The following is a 21,582-nucleotide window of genomic DNA, read 5'->3' as shown; positions in this document are numbered from 1 at the left end:
ATGAAGGCTGTTTTATATATATGTCACGGAAGTCGTTTGAGGGCAGCGAAAGAAGAAGCGATCCAATTTATTACGTCATGTATGAGCCGTATAGGGGCAACGATTCAAGAAGTTTGTTTTTTAGAGTTAACGAGCCCTTCTATTGAAGAAGGGTTTCGTACATGTGTGAAGCGTGGTGCGACAGAGGTTATCGCTATTCCTGTTTTTTTATTAGCGGCAGGACATGTAAAGAAAGATATTCCGCTTGAATTACGAAAGTTAAACGAGGAATATCCGGATATCAAAATAGTGTACGGTAACCCATTTGGTGTATCAGAAGTACTTGTAAAGGCTGTATATAATGGAAGTGACATTAAAGATTATGAAGAGGATGTTACACTTTTGCTTGTTGCAAGAGGGAGTAGCGACCCAGAAACTTTACGAGACATAAAGTGGATTTCTTCTTTATTTCAAAGAGAAAAGAAAATTAAAAAAGTGGAAGTTTGTTATTTAGCGGCAGCGGAGCCGAAGTTTGAGGTGAAGTTAAAAGAAGTTGTAGAACGAAAAGAAGAGAATATAGTTGTGTTACCTTACTTATTATTTACAGGCTTACTCATGAAACATGTTGAGAAAGAAGTGCGTCAATATGAGTCGAAAGAGATAAGAATAAGTCCATATTTAGGAAAGAATGAAGCGTTTCGAGAGATGTTAATTCAGAAAACAGAGGAAATATTGAAGGGAGATCAGTATGTATCCACTTACAGTGCGAGTTGATAAGAAACGTGTTGTTGTCATCGGTGGAGGGAAAGTAGCAGGGTTTAAAATTATTCCTTTACTAAAACAAGGTGCGGATATAGTTGTGGTAAGTACAGAATTAGATGCGAATTTAGTGAAACTTGTAGAAGAAAAGCAAATTCGTTGGTATCAAAGAGAGTATGAAAAAAGTGATATCAAAGATGCTTTTTTAGTAGTTGCAGCGACTAGCGATTCGGTACTAAATGAACAAATTGCTGAAGATGCCTCGGTAAATCAATTGGTAAATGTTATTACGAATCCGGAAAGTGGAAATGTTCATTTTCCGGCGGCAATTCATCGTGGACTACTTAATGTAGCTGTTTCTACTGGAGGAGCAAGTCCGAAGCTTGCGAAAAAAATTCGTGACGATATCGCAAATAAATATGACGAGACGTATGAAACGTATCTTGATTTTTTATATGAAGTAAGAATGAAAGTGAAAGAATTACAACTAGAGAAACGGCAGAAAAATATAGCATTACAAGAAGTGTTAAAATCGATATATGTTCAAGATGAATTAAAAAGAGAACTCTTTTTACAGGAATTAGAGAAAAAAGTTCATATAGGATAGTAAGTAAATTGTACTTTACAAGTATAAAAATATAATTTATAATCACAAGTAACTTCAATAGATGAAATCGATGAGCAAGAAGAGTACGTATATTTGAGGCGTTCAGAGAGCTGGGGTAAGGTGTGAGCCCGGTACGATAAAATATACAGAATGGGCTTGCGAGAGGTATGCTGAACAGAATAGTAGGCAACCCGGGTTCCGCCGTTAAAAGGATAGAGTATCGGATTTTTCCTGTACTTGAACAAGTGGGATTTATTGATCCAATTGAGGTGGTACCACGGTATTTATATTACATATATCGTCCTCTACATGCATATTTGCGTGTAGGGGACTTTTTTATTTTCTAAAGGAGGTGTGCGAGTATGAAATGAAAGTGTATAATTAATAAAAGTTTAAATATTCAGAAAAGGAGAAGTTATAATGAAAGAAACACAGCAATGGACGTCGAAAATAGGCTTTGTACTCGCAGCAGCGGGAGCCGCAGTAGGTCTTGGAGCAATATGGAAGTTTCCATATGTTGCAGGTAATGGCGGGGGAGGCGCATTCTTCCTTGTATTCTTACTATTAACTGTATTTATTGGTATGCCTCTTCTTATAGCTGAATTTGTTATCGGACGTAGTACTCAAAAAGAGGCAGTTACAGCTTATAAAGTATTAGTACCAAATAGCAAGTTATATCCTTGGATTGGTCGTATGGGAGTTGTTACTTGTTTTAGTGTACTATCTTTTTATAGTGTCGTAGGTGGATGGATTTTACTTTATTTATACTATAGTGTCACAGGTAGTTTCTGGAACGGAGTAGTCGATTATGGGCAATTGTTTGCTGAAACAATTTCAAATCCAGTAAGTGCGATTGGGGCGCAATTCATCTTTATGCTTTGTACCATTTTTGTTGTTAGTAAAGGTGTGGAAAAAGGCATAGAAAAAGCAAGTAAGTATATGATGCCGCTATTATTCATTTTATTTATTGCTATCATTATTCGTGCTTTAACACTTGATGGTGCTATGGCTGGGGTAGAGTTCTTCTTAAAACCAGATTTTTCAAAGCTTACAGCAGATACGATTTTATATGCGATGGGACAATCTTTCTTCTCACTAACGGTAGGTGCCTCGGTAATGGTAACGTATAGTTCGTATTTAAAGAAAGAAGAGCATTTAGCGAAATCAGCAACATCTATTGTAAGTTTAACTGTATTTATTACAGTACTTGCAGGATTAGCGATTTTCCCAGCGATTTTCGCATTAGGAGTTAAACCGACAGAAGGACCAGGACTACTGTTTATCATTCTTCCTGCTGTCTTTGCGAAAATTCCATTTGGACAATTTTTCTTCATTATGTTTTTAGTGTTATTTTTCTTTGCGACTTTAACATCTGCGATTTCAATGCTTGAAATTGTAGTGGCATCTGTTGCGAAAGATAATGAGAAGAAGCGTCCGTCAGCTTCGTTATTAATTGGTATTCTTATTTTTGCAGTTGGAATTCCATCAGCGTTATCGTTTGGAATTATGAGTGATGTGAAAATATTTGGTAAGACATTCTTTGATTTCGTCGATTTTTCGGTAAGTAATGTATTAATGCCGTTAGGAGTACTAGCCATTTCGCTATTTGTACCAAATAAAATGAGTAAAGAGTTATTAATGAAAGAATTAGAAGTTACGGAAACGAAAGGGAAAACATTATTTAACATTTGGTTCTTCTTACTTCGTTATGTTATTCCGATAACTGTAATTATCGTATTTTTAAATGCGATAGGCGTATTTAAAATGTTTGCATAATAAAAAGACGGAGATTTCTCCGTCTTTTTATTATGTTGTAGAAGTATTTAATAAGCGATTATATGCTTTATAAGCTGTGACAACTGCGATAAATGATCCAATTAAAAATAACGCTGAGCCACCGAATGTGAATAACCGGCCGATGTATGCTTCTCTAGCTTCTTCTATTTCTTCTTGTAATTGTGTATTCATATTTATCACCCCGCAAAATATAGGCATTTAGTTATAGTTTATGTAAAATGCCTACAAAGTGTGAAATGGTAGTAAAAAACTCGGTATGCACCGAGTTTTTTATAATCCGATATAAGGAGATGGATCAACTGCGTTTGTCTTACCGACATTCCATTCTCCAAGGTGAAGTTCAAAGTGTAAATGTTGCCCGTATGATTGACCGGTATTCCCCATAAATCCAAGCTGATCGCCTTGTTTTACAGTTTGTCCATTCGATACAGAACGACTGCTCATATGAGCATATACTGTCGTATATGTTTTTCCATTTATACGGTGTGATAAATACACAACGTTTCCGTAACTAGATGATAATTCTGAGCGAATAACAACGCCATCTGCAGCAGCGATAATTGGAACGGTTCCTGAAGCAGCGATATCGATTCCTTTATGGTTATCTAAAGAACGTGCGCCGAATCCAGAAGTTTTTGATCCAGCCGCTGGTTTAATGAATCCACCGATGTTTGTATCATGTGGCGTTGGTGCAGCTTGAGCAGATGCGGTAGCGTGTTTGCGAGCTTCTTCAGCCTTGCGTGCCTCTTCAGCTTTACGAGCTTCCTCAGCACGTTTTTCTTCTTCAATTGCTTTTTGAACAGCTTGACGCTGGTTTTCTAAAATACCTTTTGATTCTTCTAATCCTTCAATCTCTGAGTCTACTTTTGCTACTTTCGTATGTAGATCGTTAATAAAAGTTTGTTGCTGCTGTTGGTTATTTTGTAATTCTTGCTGTTTTTGTACTAATTTTTGCTCAGATTCTTTGAGTTGTTGCTCTTTTTTCTCAACAGCTTCTTTTTCTGTCGTTACAGCATCTTGATCAGTTGTTTGTTTTTTCACAATATCTGTATCGCTGTTTAATATTAAACTTACGGAGTACATATTATCAACAAGATCAGCAATGTTTGTAGAAGTTGTTAATACCTCTGTAATCATATTTGTACGAGGTTTTTCTTGCATAGATTGTAATCGTTGTTTAATAATTTCCTGACGCGTATCTATGTTTGTTTGTAATTGCTCTATATGTTTCTTTTTGTCAGCAATTACTTGTTGTGTTTTGCTAATTTCTTTTTTCGTATCATTTAATTCAGCTTCGTTTTTATTAATAGAAGTAGTTAATTCGTCGATTTTCTTTTGTAATTCTTGAATTTCTTTTTCTATTTGTTCTTTCTCAGCTGATTTATTTTGTAAGTCATTTTGTTTGCCATCTAATTCTGATTGTATATTAGATAATTTATCTTGATTCGTTTCAGCGTATACAGGTGAAAGTAGGGGAGAAACAAAAATTGTTCCTGCTGCTAAAACACTAAACGCTGCAAATTTCTTTTTCATTGTTGTTTGGCTCCTTTCCCTATGAATGTTATATATCATAAGAAGAGGAGTGTCTATCGTTGTAATCATAATGTAAAGAAAATTTTATAAAATTGCTAAGTTTTGTCGGAATTTATCATCTTTTAAGTTTAATTGTCATGATAGTTACATTTTTTATAAGTGCAGCAAAGAGAATGTATTGGTCCTTTTTCTGTAAAATAAAGGGAGGAAGTGCGTTTGTTTTATGTAGTTAAATATTATTGCAAAAGCCAATAAAACACTGGTAAGGAATCGTTCTCATGTGAGGTTTTCTGACATGAGGTTTGTTTTTGTCAAGAAAATTATTTGCGTTCGGGCAAACTTATTTTGTTGTCAGATTTAAATTTTTGATTTATGATTTTTAACAGGGACAAAATGTAGTGAATTGTCGAATAATATGTAATACTCTTAATTTCTTATTTTTGTAGAGATAAATAGAATGAGAGATAGATAGAGTGACACATCGAGGGGGTTACAACAAGTATGAAAAAAATAGGACTTGCGTGGCAGATATTAATTGGTCTTGCACTAGGTATTGCAGTTGGTGCGATTTTCTTTGATAATCCAGCAGTTGCGAAGTACTTACAACCAATTGGCGATATTTTCATCCGATTAATTAAAATGATCGTTGTGCCGATTGTTGTAGCAAGTATTGTTGTTGGGGTTGCTGGTGTTGGCGATGTAAAAAAACTAGGCCGACTAGGCGGAAAGACAATTCTTTACTTTGAAATTATTACAACAATTGCAATTATTGTTGGTCTATTAATAGCGAACATTTTCCAACCAGGAAAAGGCGTTGATATGGATCAATTAACAAAAACAGATATTTCTAAATATGCAGAAACAACAGAGCAAGTACAAAGTCATTCGTTTGCGGATACATTTGTAAATATTGTTCCGACGAACATTATGAAATCATTAGCTGAAGGTGACATGCTTGCTATTATCTTCTTCTCTGTACTATTTGGTTTAGGTGTAGCAGCAATTGGTGAGCGTGGTAAACCAGTTCTACAATTTTTCCAAGGTGTAGCTGACGCCATGTTTTACGTTACGAACCAAGTTATGAAATTTGCACCATTTGGTGTATTCGCATTAATTGGTGTTACAGTTTCTACATTTGGTCTTTCTTCATTAATTCCATTAGGAAAATTACTCATTGTAGTATACGGAGCAATGATCTTCTTCGTTGTAGTTGTATTAGGAATTACAGCGAAAATATTTGGAATTAACATTTTCCAATTCTTTAAGATTTTAAAAGACGAGCTGATCTTAGCGTATTCTACAGCAAGTTCAGAAACAGTTTTACCGAAAATTATGGAGAAAATGGAAAAATTCGGTTGTCCGAAAGCGATTACATCTTTTGTTATTCCGACAGGTTATTCATTTAACTTAGATGGATCAACTTTATATCAAGCAATTGCAGCAATTTTCTTAGCGCAAATGTACAATATTGATTTATCCATTACGGAACAAATTACATTATTACTTGTATTAATGGTTACTTCAAAAGGTATCGCGGGTGTACCGGGCGTATCATTCGTTGTATTATTAGCGACACTTGGTACAGTAGGTATTCCAGCTGAAGGTTTAGCATTCATCGCTGGTATTGACCGTATTTTAGATATGGCTCGTACAGCGGTTAACGTTGTAGGTAACTCTTTAGCAGCTGTAGTTATGTCTAAGTGGGAAGGTCAATATGACGCTGAAAAAGGACAAGCTTATTTAAAAGAGATATCTGAAAAGGGTCAAGCGGCTTAATTATAATATGAAAAAGCTCTCACATAATATGTGAGAGCTTTTCTATATATAGAAGAGGAGCGGACGTAATGAAACGTAAATATGGTGACGGTTCTTCGTGGAAGCGGCTAATAGAGAAGAATTATATAGTCAAGCAATTTAAAGCAGGTATGTTAGGGATATTAGATATAAAAAAAGTGAGAGAGCCTAGTTATAAAGAATACAATGGTAAAGAGCTTTGTATTGCAGATGACGGGTATACATGGATGCAATATTTTATAAGCGGAAAAAACTTTGCTATTACAGCTATGTTAGACGATCAACAAAAATTAGTGCAATATTATATTGACGTAGCGAAGGAATATGAAATAGACGAACGTGGTTTACCTTATTTTGATGATTTATATTTAGATGTAGTATTGTTACCAAATGGTGAAATATATGTATTGGATGAAGATGAGTTAGAGGATGCTTATAAAAGTGGCGATGTTACAAAAGAAGAGTATGAGTTAGCTTGGTACACTACGAAATGGATAATAGATGCAATAAAAAAGAGTGAATTTTATTGGATTTCAATATTGGAAGAAGAAATAAAAAAGTTAAAATGATTATTGTATTCAAATTTTTGTATAATTACCAAAAAAATCTATACAAAAAATAATTGACTTTTGTTTTGTAAGCAAGTAAAGTTAGGGAAGAAATTATTATTAAAAAATAAATATGAAACCTTCTTATAAAGAGAGGCGGAGGGACTGGCCCTACGATGCCTCGGCAGCGGACTCGATTTCAGAGTGCTGTGCCAAATCCAGCAAGCATGTGCTTGAAAGATGAGAAGAGCGTTTCTTATAGATGTATAAGACCTCTTCTCATTGGAAGAGGTCTTTTGTTATTCATTAGAAAAAGGTTGAAATTAGGGAGAGATGGTACTTTGAAAGAAACGAGAGGAAATGGTTTGGCTTTATTACCGCTTGGGATATTTTTGGCGCTATTTATTGGTTCTGGAATTATTACAGGTGATTTCTATAAATTGCCGATACTTGTAGCAATTTCAATTGCTGTAGGAGTCGCTTTAGCGATGAATCGTAAAGAAAGCTTTAATGTAAAAGTGGAACGATTTGCTAAAGGTGCAGGGAACCCAGATATTATGATTATGGTTCTGATTTTTGTACTTGCAGGAGCGTTTTCTGAAACAGCAAAAGGGATGGGCGGAGTCGATTCAACTGTTAACTTAGCGTTATCTATTTTGCCGCAAGGATTTATCGTTGCTGGAATTTTTGTTATAGGGGCATTTATTTCATTAGCGATGGGAACTTCAATGGGAACAATTGCTGCATTAGCACCGATTGCTGTAGGTATTAGTGGGCAAACTGATATCTCAATTGCACTTACGATGGCTACCGTTGTGGGCGGAGCGATGTTTGGTGATAATTTATCATTTATTTCAGATACAACAATTGCAGCTGTACGTTCACAAGGAACAGAAATGAAAGATAAGTTTAAAACGAACTTTTTAATTGTATTACCAGCTGCAATCATTACAATTGTACTATTAGTAATGATTACTTTAGGTAATGATACAGAAATTAAAGCTCATAGCTTTGACTGGATAAAGATTTTACCGTATGCAGGAGTACTTATTACAGCGCTACTTGGCTGGAATGTACTTATTGTGTTAACTGGTGGAACTGTATTATCCGGCGTTATTGGTCTTTTAGATGGCAGTTACACGTTAGAGAGTTTCTTTAAAAGTGTAACGACTGGAATGGGCGGTATGATGGAGTTAGTATTACTTGCTATTTTAATTGGTGGTATGGTCGAACTGATTCAATATAATGGTGGTATTCAATATTTAATGAATCTTTTAACACGTAATATTCGTTCAAAAAAAGGAGCAGAGTTTGGTATTGCTGGCTTAGTGAGTATGACGAATATGTGTACAGCGAATAATACGATTTCTATTATCTTTACAGGTCCGCTTGCGAAAAACATTGCAGATCAATATGAAATTGATCCTCGTAAATCAGCGAGTGTACTAGATCTTTTCTCATGTTGTGTGCAAGGGTTAATTCCGTATGGTGCGCAAATGTTAACGGCAGCAGGATTTGCGGCTTTATCTCCGATTGAATTGTTACCATATGCGTTTTATCCGATCTTAGTTGGAGTATGTGGAATCATTTCTATATTAATTGGTTTCCCGAGGTTTTCTAAAGTGGCGGGAAAGAAAGAGTATCATAAAACAGCATAATTAAATTGAATTTTATTAGTAGTAACAGAAGCCAAGCCGTACAGAGAACATTCTCTGTACGGCTTTTTATGTGCGGTAAAAGAGTAAATCACCTGTGTTTTTACAAAAGGCTGAATTCAACTCAGTCTTAAGTCTGAGGCGAAAACGGTTCTTAAGCTCGTTATGGAAAAATGAAAAAATAGTTAAGATAAGAGTATCAAATCGAAGGGAGGCAAGCACAAGATGAAACAATTTCTAGCGTTTATCGCGGCCGGTATTTTGGCTTTAATTGCTCTTGGTAGTCTTGCTGGTATTGTAGGATTCGCAATTGGAGCAGGAGTTGTGTACTGGAGCTATAAATCATTTGTGCGAGCTAAATCATTCTTTGGAAAGTTAGCTTGGGGTATTGTTGGTTTAATCGGTTTGTCCATTGCACTTTCTCATTCCCCAGCATTAATCGGTATCGCAGCACTAGTAGTTTTATACTACGGATACCGTGAGTGGAAAAAAGAAAAAAATGTAGTTGTTGATTCTGCTCCAGAAAGTTCTAAACCATATAGCAACTTTGAAGATGAGTGGAACAAGTTAATGAAAAACTAATATAAAATAAATCAAATTATAAAGTAGAAGAGAGGAAGATTTATAATGAAACAATCTTTATTCGGACGTGTACGCGATGCAATTTTAGCTGATTTTCATAATGTGTTAGATGAGAAAGAAAGAAAAAATCCAATTGCTATGTTAAATCAATATTTACGCGATAGTGAGCGTGAAATAACAAAAATTGAGAAGTTAATTCAGCGTCATAAAACATTAAAATCTAACTTCGCTCGTGAGCTTGAGCAAGCACGTTATTTCGTTAACAAAAGATCAAAGCAAGCTATCATCGCACAAGAAGCAGGCGAAATCCAATTGCATGAACGTGCATTAGAAGAAGTAGCATATTATGAAGGGCAAGTAACTCGCTTAGAAGAAATGTATGCTGGTGTTGTAGAGCAAATTGATGAGTTAGAGCGTCGTCTTTCAGAAATGAAAAATAAATTAAAAGAAATGAACGCAAAGCGTATGGAATTAATGGCACGTGAAAATATGGCGCATGCAAACCGTCGTATGAATACTGCTATTCATAAAATGGATGAAAATAATCCGTTCTTACGATTCGAAGAAATTGAAGATCATATTCGTGATTTAGAGCTTCGTATAAATGAAGAGCATGAGCGTGATACATTTGATATGAAAATTGCAAAATTAGAGCGTGAGATGAAAGAGAAAAATGAAGTATCGTTAACGAAAGAAGTAACAAAATAATTGTAGTATATAATAAAACAGGCTTATGATATAGTGATAGAAGAAAAGGTGTTGGAAAGCAATGCCTTTTCTTCTATGTATATGTGATTAGAAGGGGGGAGCTGAAATGAAAAAGCAATTTTCAAAAACACAATTAATGGGGATGCTCCTCATCATATTTGGATTCGGTCTTTTTCTTGATATGGTACTTGGACATTTTGAACCAGGTGGTCTAATTTTTGCATTTATTATGATTATGTTTGGTAGGCATTATCGGAAGAAGAATCGTTATGTAAGGGGAAATGTATTTTTATTTGTTGGTGGTATAGTATTTTTATTCTTCTTATTTTCATCAGCAGCCTTTGTACTCGTAGTATTTGCTTGTCTAGCTTTAATTGGTTATCAACTTATCCAGCAAGGGCATCAGCAAAAAACGATGAAAGTTGAAATTAAAGAAAAAGGATATATAGATGAAGAGAAGCAAATATATCGTACAGAGCCATATTTGAAAAATATGTTTGTAGGTAATGTCCGGATGATGGATCATATTTATGAACTGGAAGATATAAATGTTCAATATGGTGCTTGTGATGTTGAAATAGATTTAACGAATGCGATGATTCCAGAAGGAGAAACGGTAATTGTTATTCGGGGTGTTGTTGGTAATATTCGGTTATATGTTCCGTATGATTTGGAACTGTCTTTAAATCACTCTGTTATTGTTGGGCGGGTGCTTCTGCCAGGACACGAAGAAACAGGATTTAATCGTAATGTTACGTTTAGAACAGAACAGTATAAAGAAGCTCCTCGCCGTATAAAAATTATTTCTTCGCTTGTCGTAGGCGATACGGAAGTGAGGAAAGTATAATGAAAAAACAAAAGAATATTTCCTGGATGTATATTCGTTATTCCCTGTTGTCCTCTGTGAGTATCGCACTTATTTGTACAATTGTATATGTATGGAAAAGCGAGCAACCAGTTTATGATTTATTATGGAAAGAATCCATAGCTTCTGTTCCAATTGGCTTGTTTATTATGAGTACTAGTCTTCTTATCGGAGGAATTGTAGGGTATGCAATCAGTTATTATATAGAGCAGCGTATACAAGGATTAAATACGTTTCTGTTTGAAGTAGAGCGAGGAAATTTTCCAAGTGATGTTTCGTTTACTGCGGATGATGAATTTCATGAAGTGGAACGAAAAGTAATCAGCCTTGCTCGTCGATTAGAGGAGCAGGCTGGACTATTTCAAAAAGTAACGAATGAACGAGCTCATTGGAATGAAGAGATGAGACAAGAAGCGATTTCTCAAGAAAGGCATCGATTAGCAAGGGAACTGCATGATTCAGTAAGTCAGCAGCTTTTTGCAATGTCGATGATGATGTCAGCTATTAATGAAAAAGTAGCTGAAATTCCAGACACGACGAAAAAACAGTTACAGCTTGTTGAGAATATGGTTGTAAATGCACAATCAGAAATGAGAGCACTACTTCTTCATTTACGTCCTGTACAATTGGAAGGTAAAAAACTGACAGAAGGTATAGAAGAATTATTAACGGAACTATCGAGAAAACAACATATGAAAATTGAATGGCTAATTGAGCCAATTGAATTAAAAAAAGGTGTAGAAGATCATTTATTCCGTATTGTACAAGAAGCGTTATCAAATACGTTACGACACGCGAAGGCAAAGAAAACGGAAGTGCGTCTTCGTAAAATTGATCAATATGCGATTTTAAAAATTATTGATGACGGTGTTGGATTTGAAGTAGGAGTTAATAAGGTGGGTTCATACGGCTTACGATCAATGCAAGAGCGTGTTCATGAAATTGGTGGGACATTAAAAGTACTTAGCTTTCCAGCCAAAGGTACGCAAATAGAAGTAAAAGTTCCGATTATGATTGAGAGCGGGGGAGAAGTATGATCAAAGTATTACTTGTTGATGATCATGAAATGGTTCGCATGGGTGTATCGGCATATTTATCGACACAGCCAGATATTGAAGTAGTGGGAGAAGCTGAAAACGGAAAGAAAGGTTCAGAATTAGCACTGCAATTAAGACCGGATATTATTTTAATGGACCTTGTCATGGATGAAATGGATGGGGTTGAAGCAACAAGAGCAATTATTCAAGAATGGCCAGAAGCGAAGATTGTTGTTGTAACGAGCTTTTTAGATGATGAAAAATTGTATCCTGTTATTGAGGCTGGGGCGACAAGTTATTTATTAAAAACATCAAGAGCGAGTGATATTGCGGACGCTGTGCGAGCTACTTATGATGGGGAGACAGTGTTAGAGCCTAAAGTTACTGGTAAAATGATGTCTCGTATGCGCCAAAAGAAGGAACAACCTTTGCATGAAGAGTTAACAGAAAGAGAGTATGAGATTTTGTTATTAATTGCAGAGGGGAAAAGCAATCAAGAAGTTGCAGATGAACTATTTATCGCTCTTAAAACAGTGAAAACACATGTAAGTAATATATTAAATAAGTTAAATGTGAGTGATCGAACGCAGGCAGTCATTTATGCCTTTAGACATCAATTGACGAAATGATAAAGGGCTTTGGCTATTAATATTGCCAAAGCTTTTTATTGATGATTATTAATGTAAGCGTTATTATTGTTGTGTTAACAGTACATACAAGGGAGAGAATGTGTATGTTAGTTCAAACAATATTTGGAATGGATAAATCGAAAAAATTAGGGGATTATGTGAACGCATTACAAGCGCTTTGTGAGCAATATAATGTTGAAACAGATCGAATTACTATTGTTGAAGCGACAGAAGAATACTATTTATTTTTAGTAAAGCAAGAAGAGTGCTATGATGTCGTCAAAGTAGAAACAGTAGATACAGATATTGATTATTATACGAAAGCGTATAAAATAAGCAGTTTTAATCATAGTGCTTATCAAATGTGAAAAACTCCCTTTCGGGAGTTTTTTTAGGATACTTTTGTTTCATGGGAGTCGGTTATTAGTGGTACTTTTTTTGCACCGCTTAGCTTAGCGGTAGTAAAGCCGATAAGAGCTCCGGTTAATGCTGGTACTAGCCAGCCGATTCCTTCATTATACAATGGAATAAATTCAAAATAAGACGTGATGAATGAAACAGGAATGTTTCCTTGCTTTAACCCGTCAAATACGCTCACAGCTGCTGCTCCAATTAAAGCACCTACATAAACAGAGCGATATCCGCCGAAATATTTATGAAGTAGCGATAGTAGCACGAGTACAATGGCTATTGGATATACAACAAGTAAAATAGGAAGAGAGATTGCAATAAGTTTTGTTAAACCTAAGTTGGCAACTAGTAGTCCTAAAAAGCAAATGATACTTGCGAACATTTTGTATGAAAATTTTGTCAATAATGTTGAGAAATATTGACTGCATGCAGATACAAGTCCAACGCATGTCGTTAAGCAAGCGAGTGTAACGATAAGTGATAGTAGAAGCAGACCAGATGGACCAAGTAGTTGCTGCACGATAACAGTAAGCAGCTGTCCACCATTTTTTGCGTATCCGAGAGAGACGCTAGTCGCACCTAGCCAGCCAAGTGCACCATATACAAGTACGAGCCCAGTAGCGGCAATTAGCCCTGCTTTTGCTGTTGCGATGGCAATGGATTTGCGATCATTCACACCTTTAGAACGAATGGCATTTACAACGATAATGCCAAATGCAAGTGCTGAAATGGTATCCATCGTTAAGTATCCTTCCATGAAACCTTTGAAGAGTGGAGAAGTTTGATACTCTTGCATTGCTGGTCCTGATTGCCCGAGTGGTGTAAATACACTTTTAACAAATAATAAGAAAATAGAGAGTAATAAAATAGGTGTTAATATATTTCCGATACGGTCGACGAGCTTAGAAGGATTTAAACTAAGCCAAAATACGATAGAAAAGAAGATGACTGTGTATAAAAATAGCGCTAGGCTGCTAGAACGAATCGTTTCAGGCAAGAAAGAACTAATTCCCATTTCATAAGCGACGTTAGCGACGCGCGGAATGCCCATAGATGGACCGATTGCAATGTATACAACTACAGTAAAGAAGATTCCGAATAATGGGTGAACATGACTTGCGAGTTGTTGCATACCATTCCCTGATAAAGAAATAGCAATAACAGTTAATAATGGTAAGCCGACTCCTGTTAGTAAAAATCCAATCATTGCCGGCCAAAAGTTTTCACCTGCATTTTGTCCAAGCATGGGAGGGAAAATTAAATTACCTGCCCCAAAAAATAAAGAAAATAGCATAAGACCTGTGGAAAAAATATGTTTTTTTGATACAGTGTTCATTGTTTTTTCCTCCTTTTTTAAATTCATTTGTAAGAACACAAAAAACTCGCCCCTAAAGAAAGGGACGAGTTATATTTACCCGCGATACCACCCTAATTTATACATGTAGAAATAAATCTATATGTATACGGCTTTGCAACGTACAACATGATACGTGGTCCTTGTAACGGAGGCCAGCCGGTAAGAACTTACTGTAACATTCGGTTCTACTTCTCGGAGATGATTTTCGGTTATGCACTGAACGTCGGCTTTCAGCAAATCGCCAACTCTCTGGGAAACAGTTCTATAACGTACTCGTTCTCGTCAGTGAATTTTTGTTAAAGTATTCTGACAATATTGTTGCATGATTTTTTTTGAAATTCAATATATTTTTTGAATAGAACAATTGAATATTGAAATATAGTCGGTAATATAAACCTTTTAAAGGGAATAGATTTTCAATATTTTTTTGTGAAAATGAAGTGAAAAATTGTAGGGGATTTTAAAAAATGTGGAGAAAGTTGATAATTATAGGAGTGAAGAAGGTATTGATTGAATTTATAGAGAATAATACAACAATCCACTTGCTGGAAAGAACAAACCAAAAGAGGTGACTGAAATGCTTGCGATGGGAGTATTATTTGGCATTATTGCTATAATTGGTTTTATGTGGTTATATTATTCGCGTTCGTTTAAACAAGCAGAAGTTTTACTCTTTCAAAAAGGTAGTTTGTTGACAAATCAGTCTAGATATTTAGTATGTCCGAAGTGTGGAAGTGCACAGGCCAGAAGTGGAGGATATCAAGAGTGTTGCAAAACTAGATTATGAAAGAAGGAAGCCTCACATTATTTTGTGAGGCTTCCTTCCTTACAATTTCATAGCACTCCAAATTGTCCAACGATCTCTTTCGATAATAGGAGAGGTGTTTTGTAATGCTGTTTGAATATGCTGGAGAAGTTGAGAAAGTTCATGATCTGTTAACTCGTATAGAATGGATCTTCCGGTTCGAGGAGATAAGTCTTGTAGCAAGTCTTCTACAGAATCATGTATTTTCCGTACTTCCCATTGTGTTTGAGTAGGGAACACGTGAAGGGAATGGTCTTGTAATTCTTGCTGTATAGTAGCAGTTTTTGGTCTTCTTTTTGATTCGGTTTCAATAAGTTTTGGAAATGACGAGAAAAAATATCCACGAATGTGTTCAGGACTTCCTGGAATTGTACAATCTTCAATGGTTCGATCTTGTAAAATAAGTACACCGTTTTTCTTTAATATGCGAGAAGCTTCACGTAGAAATGTAGGAATGTCTTGTAAATGATGAATAACTGCGCGCGAAATAACAAGGTCAAATGTTTCATTAGGATATGGGATATTGTGCGCATCACCGTGAATGAATGAAATATTTGGAAAGCCGCTACAATTTTCTTTTGCAGCTTGTAATATTTCTTTTGAAAAGTCAAGCCCAATAACACTTTTGGCTCCCATAAGAGCAAGTTCTTTCGTATAAATTCCCCCGCCACAGCCTATATCAATTATTTGCTTGTTTTGTATATCTACAATGTTGTTTATCATTTTGTTCCATGAAATATGTGCATTACGAGTTGCATACGTATACTTATTATTTGCATCATGAAAATTAATAGACATTGTAAAATCCTCCCTTCAGTGAATAGTATAGCGTATTATTTATCATGCAACGTTTTTGTTTTCTGTATGAGTATTATAAGAAATTCTTATTGGAAAAGGAGAATTGAGTTGAAAGGAAAATACGTCATGTTTTTATTGGTGGTTTTACTCGCGGCGTGTGGCCAAGCTGAACCAAAGAAAGAACCCAAAAAAGAAACAAAACAAGTAGAGGAGACGGTGAATGAAGTGAAAGAAACTGTAGAGATAACCGTTATACAAAAAAAACATAAAGAGAAACAGTTAAAAGACTCAGAAGCTAAGCTAGTAATAGATATTATAAATAAAGCAGAAAAACAAGAAGTAACAGGTAGTTTTGGTGAACCGGAATATGAAATACAAATTAGTAGAGATGGGAAAAAAGAAACATATTATGCATGGTTAAGAGGGGAAGATCGACGAGGATGGGTGCAATATAAGGATGACATGTATATGCTGAATGAAAAAGATACGGAAAAACTTCTAGAGATGTTCCCAAAAAATCCAGAACAAAAAGAAGATGAGGTGCAGGTAGGTCCTTTAACGGAAGTAACAAAAAAAGATTTGCAGATTACTGCGTTTCATATTAAAGCAGGCGATCAAAAAGTGAATTATACGGTACGTTATACGATTTCACAATCACTATACAACAAATTAGTGAAGGAACAAGAATATTATTTGCAACTCATTTTCCCGGAAAAAGTTCAAAAAATAATTGGAGCAAAAGAGAGTGAAATCATTTCAGCTGAAAAAGTTAAGGAAGGGTATAAGCAGTACGAATTGAATGTTACTGTACCGATAAAAGATGCTTCATTGTCACAATTAAAAGCATTAGAAACATATTATGAAAATTACGATTTGAAAATATTAAATAGTAAAAAAGAAAAAATAGGTGTTTTTCAAAATGTAATTCAAATTGTTAAAGAATACGGTGAAAAAATGAATTTACAAAGGTAAAGTCAAACTTTAATGAGTGGGTGTTCATCTCCCTATTGATTATTAGCCCTCACCAATTAGCGGGATAAATGTGAATCGTAATGTCTATATGGCCTTTCCTAGGAAATGATAATAGAGAGGGAAAGAATACCCTCTCTATTATTTTACTTTTGCAGATGGCTCATTCATGGATTTTCGTGTAATAAGAAATGAAATCATAAGAGCGGAAAGAATGATAAGAGCAATAAATAAGTGATTTGGCAACCAATCTAATAATAATACGTAGCTAACTGTATAAAAAATAAGAGTTGAAGCTAAAAACGATAGAGCGCCTATCATAAGAGATTGTAATTTCATTTGTGTATACCTCCTTTCATTTGTATTTTTGGCTAAAAATGGATGAAATAAACATTATTTCTAAGAAAAGAAAAAAACATGTCATAATAGAGAAAAGAATAAGCTTTGATGAGTGAATATGTCTCGTTAAAGAGAGGTAAAGGAGAGGGCTATGAAAAATAATAACAAAGGATTATGGGGAATTATTGTTGCAATAGGGTTATTTTTACTGTCTAAGTTAAAGTGGGTATTTGCAATTTTTAAATTAGCAAAATTCTCAACAGTATTTAGTATGTTCTTATCGCTTGGGGCATACGCGGTTATATATGGATGGAAATTTGGGGTAGCGCTCGTTTATTTGTTATTTGTTCATGAAATGGGTCATTTATGGGCTGCGAAAAGAAAAGGGATACCAACATCGCCAGCGATCTTTATTCCATTTATGGGAGCTCTTATTGGCATGAAAGAAATGCCGAAAAATGCAAAAGATGAAGCTTACATTGCCTTTATGGGGCCTCTTTTCGGTTTGCTTTCATTTTTACCGGCTATTCCATTATATATAATAACGAAAGAGCCATTTTGGGCGCTTATTATTTTGCTTGGAAGTATGATCAATTTCTTTAACTTAATTCCAGTTTCGCCGTTAGACGGTGGCCGAATTATTTCAGTTGTAAGTACTAAAATTTGGGGAGCAGGTCTTGTTATACTGCTCGGTTATTCAATTTACTTTAAAAGTATTTTGGGAGGATTTATTGTTATTATCGGCTGTATGGAACTATATAGAGTAATAAAGAGAGATGAACCGATTAAGGAATTAGGATATAGAGTTGATGAAATGAAAGAATATGTTGCTAAGCTTGAATGGGAATTAAAAGAAACCGGTGCGGTGCATCGAACTATATATATGATGCATCACGAGATGAATGTATTGAGACAAAGAGAGCGTGAGAAAGAATTAAAAACAGGAGAACTTCAAAAAATCGAAGTGTTAGAGTATCTTTTACCAAAGTTTGAACCGCTTGATTACGTCCCGTATGAAGATGAAAAAGAAACGCATACAATTCATGTACGAGAAGCGTTTGAAATGTCAGAAAGAAAATTAAATGAATGGGATACAGAAAAGAGACAACAAGAAAACTATTATAAAGTTGATACGAAAACGAAGTGGACAGTATTTGCTTGTTATATCGGATTAATGGCTATACTGGGTTATACAGCTTATGAAGGGTATATTGTTTTACAAGAACATTTACCACGGAGAAGTTTGTAGAAAAATAGTGTCGAAATGACAAGAAAGATTTAAACAGGAATTACATTTCTACGAGAGAATGTTACAAGTATAACAGTACATTGTAATATTCATAGTAGAAAAGGAGTTCTGTATATGAAGAAATTGCTAAATGTGTTTGGTATTATTATCGTGATGATAATTGCGAGTTATAGTCTTATGAAAGTATTGTTACATTATGCAAATAAACCCGCTGGGGTAAGTACAATAGCTCAAACAGAAGATGTGCAAGAAGAGACAAAAGTACTTGATTTTATTCGTATGACACATGAAAGTTATAATAATTTTTTAAATTATGGTAAAGCAGAGAATTATACAGACGGGGACTGGAATCAATTTAAGCAATGGTTTCAACAACAAGAATCATCTTTAAAAAATATACATACAGAAATAAAGAATGAAAAAATAAAACGTGATGTAAATAGAAGTTATGAAATTGTAAAAAAAGGTGTGGAACTTCAAAATGTTGAGTATGTAGTGTATGCTCATCGTGTATATCATGACTTGGATATTATCGTAAATAAATATAGAGGCGAGACGAACATATGGGGGTATACAGAGTTTGGGGATGGGAAAGATATAAAAGTAATTGAACAAGCTATAAAAGAAAAACAATAAGCTAACTAGAATTCTAGTTAGCTTATTGTTTTTTGTAAGTGTATTGTTCATATATTTTTCACAAAAACACCATGTTAATAGTGATTAAAATCACAATATGTATTATACAATTCAGTTAAACTAAAAACAGTTAAAGAAACAGAGGAGTGGGATACAATGTTAAGTGCAAAAACAATTGAAATCGTAAAGTCAACAGTACCGTTATTACAAGAAAAAGGCGTTGAAATTACAACAAGATTTTATCAAATTTTATTTTCAGAACATCCGGAGTTATTGAATATTTTCAACCATACGAATCAGAAAAAAGGAAGACAACAACAAGCGTTAGCAAATGCTGTTTATGCAGCTGCGATGTACATTGATAATTTAGAAGCTATTATTCCAGTTGTAAAACAAATCGGTCATAAGCATAGAAGTCTAGGTATTAAAGCAGAGCATTATCCAATAGTAGGTACATGCTTACTACGAGCGATTAAAGAGGTCGCAGGCGCACCAGACGAAGTTTTAAATGCATGGGGAGAAGCATATGGTGTTATCGCTGATGCATTCATTAGCATTGAAGCGGATATGTATGAAGAAGCTGCACATAAAGAAGGTGGATGGAAAGATTTCCGCAACTTTGTGATTGTTAAAAAGGTGAAGGAAAGCGACGTTATTACATCATTTTATTTAAAACCTGAAGATGGCGGGAAAGTTTCTTCATTCATCCCAGGACAATATGTAACGATTCAAATAAATATTGAAGGTGAAACATATACACATAATCGTCAATATAGCTTATCTGACGCTCCAGGAAAAGAATATTATCGTATTAGTGTAAAGAAAGAAAAAGGCGTAGATACACCAGATGGTAAAGTATCTAATTATTTACATGAGCATGTAGAGGAAGGAGATGTCTTACCAGTAAGTGCACCAGCGGGAGATTTCGTATTAAATATGGATTCGACATTACCTGTTGTACTAATTAGTGGTGGAGTAGGTATTACACCGATGATGAGCATGCTAAATACGTTAATTGAACAAGACTCAAAACGTAATGTATGTTTTGTACATGCGGCGATAAATAGTAATACACATGCGATGAAAGAACACGTTAAGGCAGTAGACAATGAATACGCACAAGTAAAAGCATATACTTGCTACTCTTCACCGACTGAAAAAGATTTAGAAATGAAGAATTTTGATAAAGAAGGATTTATTGAAGGCGAATGGTTACAATCTATTATTCCGACAACTGAAGCAGAATTCTATTTCTGTGGTCCGGTGCCATTTATGAAGCATATAAATGCTGTATTAACTGATTTAGGTGTGAAACAAGAGCACATTCATTATGAATTTTTCGGTCCAGCAACAAGCTTACAATAGATTAACGTTGAACGAGCAAAAAACGAGGTATTATTTTACCTCGTTTTTTACTTGTTCTCTTAATAATCGATTTACTGTTTCACGGCGTACACCTATCAGTTGACCAATTTCGCTTTGCGTTAATATTTCATAAATAGGGATATCACCTAAATATAAGGTGAACCACTCTTGTAAACGATGAAGACGCTCTTTCGGAGATACGGTTGTTAATTGATCAATACGTTGTTGCATCATTCTTAATTTTGATTGCAATTGCATAGCGATGTTGGCATATGCTTCAGGATTTGCTTGAAGTTTATCGTACCATTCGCTACTCATAATAGGCTCTACTTCTGTTTTTATTAAAGCGATAGCTGTACCGTGATATTCTTTCGGTGAAATTAAAGAATGGTGAGGTATCGTTTCGCCTGGAACGATAATGTTAAATAAAAATGGTGTTCCATCTTCTTGTAGCCTCACCACTTTTAATAAACCTGTTTTAATAAAATATAAAGGACCGTCTTCACCTTGACGGAATAGTACATCTCCCTTGTGTAGAATCAATGTTAGCCCCCCATTTAAACATTTCTATTTCTACTATTGTAGCTTATATGTATAAAGACAATATGCTATTTAAATAGCAATTTCATTGACGAAATGTATGCTATTACAGTAGTATACTATTTAGTGTGTAATAGTACTAGCAATGAATACGCTGTAGGGGGGTTAGTATATTGTTAGATGCGATGAATATGACGGATATGAGAATTCCGGCGAATGCTACCGTTCATATAGAAGAGATGAAAGGTGGAGTTGTTCTATCCGTTGAAATAGACGGCCAAATTATTTATACAATGGCCTATGATGAAGAAACAGATAGTTATGCTGAATTATATGATCGAAACGATAAGAGGGCGTGCCAAGTACATGAAGACTTTATGGGATGGTCACTTCTTCACTAAAAAGATGTCAATATGACATCTTTTTTTATTGAATCGATAGATTATACAACGAAATGAAATATATGGATAAGATTTGTAATAAATGATTTTGCATTGTTAACACTTTGTAACTGCAGGCGAACCATTTTTTCGCTATCATTAAGATAATAGTCGTAGTTATAGGAGTGGTCAACTTGAGGAATGTACATATTTCAAATTTTATGCTATTAGGTGTTTGTC

The 21,582-nt window shown here is 35.0% G+C and carries 24 protein-coding genes, 1 riboswitch and 2 other annotated features; of the genes, 18 read left to right on the top strand and 6 right to left on the bottom strand.

The window, feature by feature from the left end:
• From COC96_RS08955 to COC96_RS08940, 3 genes are all read left to right on the top strand, one after another.
• Positions 1-753, top strand: coding sequence for a sirohydrochlorin chelatase (locus COC96_RS08955; RefSeq protein ID WP_098267175.1), 753 nt, complete (start codon positions 1-3; stop codon positions 751-753).
• A complete protein-coding gene (locus tag COC96_RS08950; RefSeq protein ID WP_098267176.1) occupies positions 728-1,345 on the top strand; it encodes an NAD(P)-binding protein in 618 nt (205 codons plus the stop codon). The genes COC96_RS08955 and COC96_RS08950 overlap by 26 nt, the downstream gene beginning before the upstream one ends.
• Positions 1,346-1,406: 61 nt before the next feature.
• Positions 1,407-1,654: a binding site (T-box leader), on the top strand.
• A gap of 111 nt (positions 1,655-1,765) precedes the next feature.
• Entirely contained in the window at positions 1,766-3,121 is a 1,356-nt protein-coding gene (locus COC96_RS08940) for a sodium-dependent transporter (protein ID WP_141535958.1), read from the top strand.
• A gap of 30 nt (positions 3,122-3,151) precedes the next feature.
• On the opposite strand, the gene COC96_RS27500 is transcribed toward COC96_RS08940, so the two are convergent.
• Together COC96_RS27500 and COC96_RS08935 are read right to left on the bottom strand one after the other, a co-directional pair.
• Positions 3,152-3,313 carry a hypothetical protein gene (locus COC96_RS27500; RefSeq protein ID WP_164881575.1) on the bottom strand — a complete coding sequence of 54 codons (162 nt, stop codon included), beginning with the start codon at positions 3,311-3,313 and terminating at the stop codon, positions 3,152-3,154.
• Positions 3,314-3,412: 99 nt separating this feature from the next.
• A complete protein-coding gene (locus COC96_RS08935) occupies positions 3,413-4,675 on the bottom strand; it encodes a murein hydrolase activator EnvC family protein (RefSeq protein WP_098267178.1) in 1,263 nt (420 codons plus the stop codon).
• Between the two features lie 501 nt (positions 4,676-5,176).
• Between COC96_RS08935 and gltP the strand changes: the two genes are divergently transcribed.
• From gltP to COC96_RS08890, 9 genes are all read left to right on the top strand, one after another.
• Positions 5,177-6,451 (top strand): glutamate/aspartate:proton symporter GltP, encoded by a 1,275-nt coding sequence (gltP, locus tag COC96_RS08930; protein WP_098267179.1) that lies wholly within the window; start codon positions 5,177-5,179, stop codon positions 6,449-6,451.
• 68 nt (positions 6,452-6,519) lie between these two features.
• Complete coding sequence (locus COC96_RS08925) at positions 6,520-7,038, top strand: DUF402 domain-containing protein (protein WP_098768659.1); 519 nt, start codon at positions 6,520-6,522, stop codon at positions 7,036-7,038.
• A 120-nt stretch (positions 7,039-7,158) separates the two neighbouring features.
• Positions 7,159-7,264, top strand: a riboswitch (SAM riboswitch).
• Between the two features lie 94 nt (positions 7,265-7,358).
• Positions 7,359-8,675, top strand: a complete 1,317-nt coding sequence (locus COC96_RS08920) for a Na+/H+ antiporter NhaC family protein (RefSeq protein WP_098267181.1) — start codon at positions 7,359-7,361, stop codon at positions 8,673-8,675.
• A gap of 222 nt (positions 8,676-8,897) precedes the next feature.
• Positions 8,898-9,254, top strand: a complete 357-nt coding sequence (locus COC96_RS08915; RefSeq protein ID WP_000808645.1) for a lmo0954 family membrane protein — start codon at positions 8,898-8,900, stop codon at positions 9,252-9,254.
• A 45-nt stretch (positions 9,255-9,299) separates the two neighbouring features.
• Positions 9,300-9,962 (top strand): PspA/IM30 family protein, encoded by a 663-nt coding sequence (locus COC96_RS08910; protein WP_098267182.1) that lies wholly within the window; start codon positions 9,300-9,302, stop codon positions 9,960-9,962.
• A 106-nt stretch (positions 9,963-10,068) separates the two neighbouring features.
• Entirely contained in the window at positions 10,069-10,809 is a 741-nt protein-coding gene (liaF, locus tag COC96_RS08905) for a cell wall-active antibiotics response protein LiaF (RefSeq protein WP_097902370.1), read from the top strand.
• The gene (locus tag COC96_RS08900; protein ID WP_098267183.1) at positions 10,809-11,864 is read left to right on the top strand and encodes a sensor histidine kinase; all 1,056 of its coding nucleotides are present in this window, start codon (positions 10,809-10,811) and stop codon (positions 11,862-11,864) included. Before liaF ends, COC96_RS08900 begins: the two co-directional genes overlap by 1 nt.
• Positions 11,861-12,493, top strand: a complete 633-nt coding sequence (locus COC96_RS08895) for a response regulator (RefSeq protein ID WP_098267184.1) — start codon at positions 11,861-11,863, stop codon at positions 12,491-12,493. Before COC96_RS08900 ends, COC96_RS08895 begins: the two co-directional genes overlap by 4 nt.
• 41 nt (positions 12,494-12,534) lie before the next feature.
• Positions 12,535-12,861, top strand: coding sequence for a DUF3992 domain-containing protein (locus COC96_RS08890; RefSeq protein ID WP_142339978.1), 327 nt, complete (start codon positions 12,535-12,537; stop codon positions 12,859-12,861).
• Positions 12,862-12,884: 23 nt separating this feature from the next.
• Here the strand turns inward: COC96_RS08890 and brnQ3 are convergent, their stop codons facing one another.
• Positions 12,885-14,240 carry a branched-chain amino acid transport system II carrier protein BrnQ3 gene (gene brnQ3 / locus COC96_RS08885; protein ID WP_395940807.1) on the bottom strand — a complete coding sequence of 452 codons (1,356 nt, stop codon included), beginning with the start codon at positions 14,238-14,240 and terminating at the stop codon, positions 12,885-12,887.
• Between the two features lie 57 nt (positions 14,241-14,297).
• Positions 14,298-14,556, bottom strand: a binding site (T-box leader).
• A 282-nt stretch (positions 14,557-14,838) separates the two neighbouring features.
• On the opposite strand from brnQ3, the gene COC96_RS08880 reads away from it, so the two are divergent.
• A complete protein-coding gene (locus COC96_RS08880; protein ID WP_000880631.1) occupies positions 14,839-15,048 on the top strand; it encodes a hypothetical protein in 210 nt (69 codons plus the stop codon).
• 39 nt (positions 15,049-15,087) lie between these two features.
• Here the strand turns inward: COC96_RS08880 and COC96_RS08875 are convergent, their stop codons facing one another.
• On the bottom strand, positions 15,088-15,864 hold the full coding sequence (locus tag COC96_RS08875) for a class I SAM-dependent methyltransferase (RefSeq protein ID WP_098267187.1): 777 nt from the start codon (positions 15,862-15,864) through the stop codon (positions 15,088-15,090).
• Positions 15,865-15,972: 108 nt separating this feature from the next.
• Here COC96_RS08875 and COC96_RS08870 point away from each other — a divergent pair, with 108 nt between their 5' ends.
• The gene (locus COC96_RS08870) at positions 15,973-16,836 is read left to right on the top strand and encodes a hypothetical protein (RefSeq protein ID WP_098267188.1); all 864 of its coding nucleotides are present in this window, start codon (positions 15,973-15,975) and stop codon (positions 16,834-16,836) included.
• A gap of 138 nt (positions 16,837-16,974) precedes the next feature.
• Here COC96_RS08870 and COC96_RS08865 read toward each other — a convergent pair whose 3' ends face one another.
• Positions 16,975-17,172 carry a hypothetical protein gene (locus COC96_RS08865; protein ID WP_097902365.1) on the bottom strand — a complete coding sequence of 66 codons (198 nt, stop codon included), beginning with the start codon at positions 17,170-17,172 and terminating at the stop codon, positions 16,975-16,977.
• A 151-nt stretch (positions 17,173-17,323) separates the two neighbouring features.
• On the opposite strand from COC96_RS08865, the gene COC96_RS08860 reads away from it, so the two are divergent.
• The 3 genes from COC96_RS08860 (at position 17,324) to hmpA (ending at position 20,422) form a co-directional block, all read left to right on the top strand.
• Entirely contained in the window at positions 17,324-18,421 is a 1,098-nt protein-coding gene (locus COC96_RS08860; RefSeq protein ID WP_098267189.1) for a site-2 protease family protein, read from the top strand.
• Positions 18,422-18,535: 114 nt separating this feature from the next.
• On the top strand, positions 18,536-19,057 hold the full coding sequence (locus COC96_RS08855; RefSeq protein WP_098267190.1) for a hypothetical protein: 522 nt from the start codon (positions 18,536-18,538) through the stop codon (positions 19,055-19,057).
• A gap of 156 nt (positions 19,058-19,213) precedes the next feature.
• Positions 19,214-20,422 carry an NO-inducible flavohemoprotein gene (gene hmpA, locus COC96_RS08850; protein ID WP_098267191.1) on the top strand — a complete coding sequence of 403 codons (1,209 nt, stop codon included), beginning with the start codon at positions 19,214-19,216 and terminating at the stop codon, positions 20,420-20,422.
• A gap of 30 nt (positions 20,423-20,452) precedes the next feature.
• Here the strand turns inward: hmpA and COC96_RS08845 are convergent, their stop codons facing one another.
• Positions 20,453-20,965 carry a Crp/Fnr family transcriptional regulator gene (locus tag COC96_RS08845; RefSeq protein ID WP_098267192.1) on the bottom strand — a complete coding sequence of 171 codons (513 nt, stop codon included), beginning with the start codon at positions 20,963-20,965 and terminating at the stop codon, positions 20,453-20,455.
• A gap of 170 nt (positions 20,966-21,135) precedes the next feature.
• Here COC96_RS08845 and COC96_RS08840 point away from each other — a divergent pair, with 170 nt between their 5' ends.
• Entirely contained in the window at positions 21,136-21,363 is a 228-nt protein-coding gene (locus COC96_RS08840) for a hypothetical protein (RefSeq protein ID WP_097902360.1), read from the top strand.
• Positions 21,364-21,582: the final 219 nt, after the last annotated feature.

This window comes from Bacillus cereus (assembly GCF_002577405.1).
GTDB classification, from domain to species: Bacteria; Bacillota; Bacilli; order Bacillales; family Bacillaceae_G; genus Bacillus_A; species Bacillus_A cereus_AU.
Note: the sequence above shows the minus strand (reverse complement) of the source record. Positions and strands in the feature narration are given on the sequence as shown.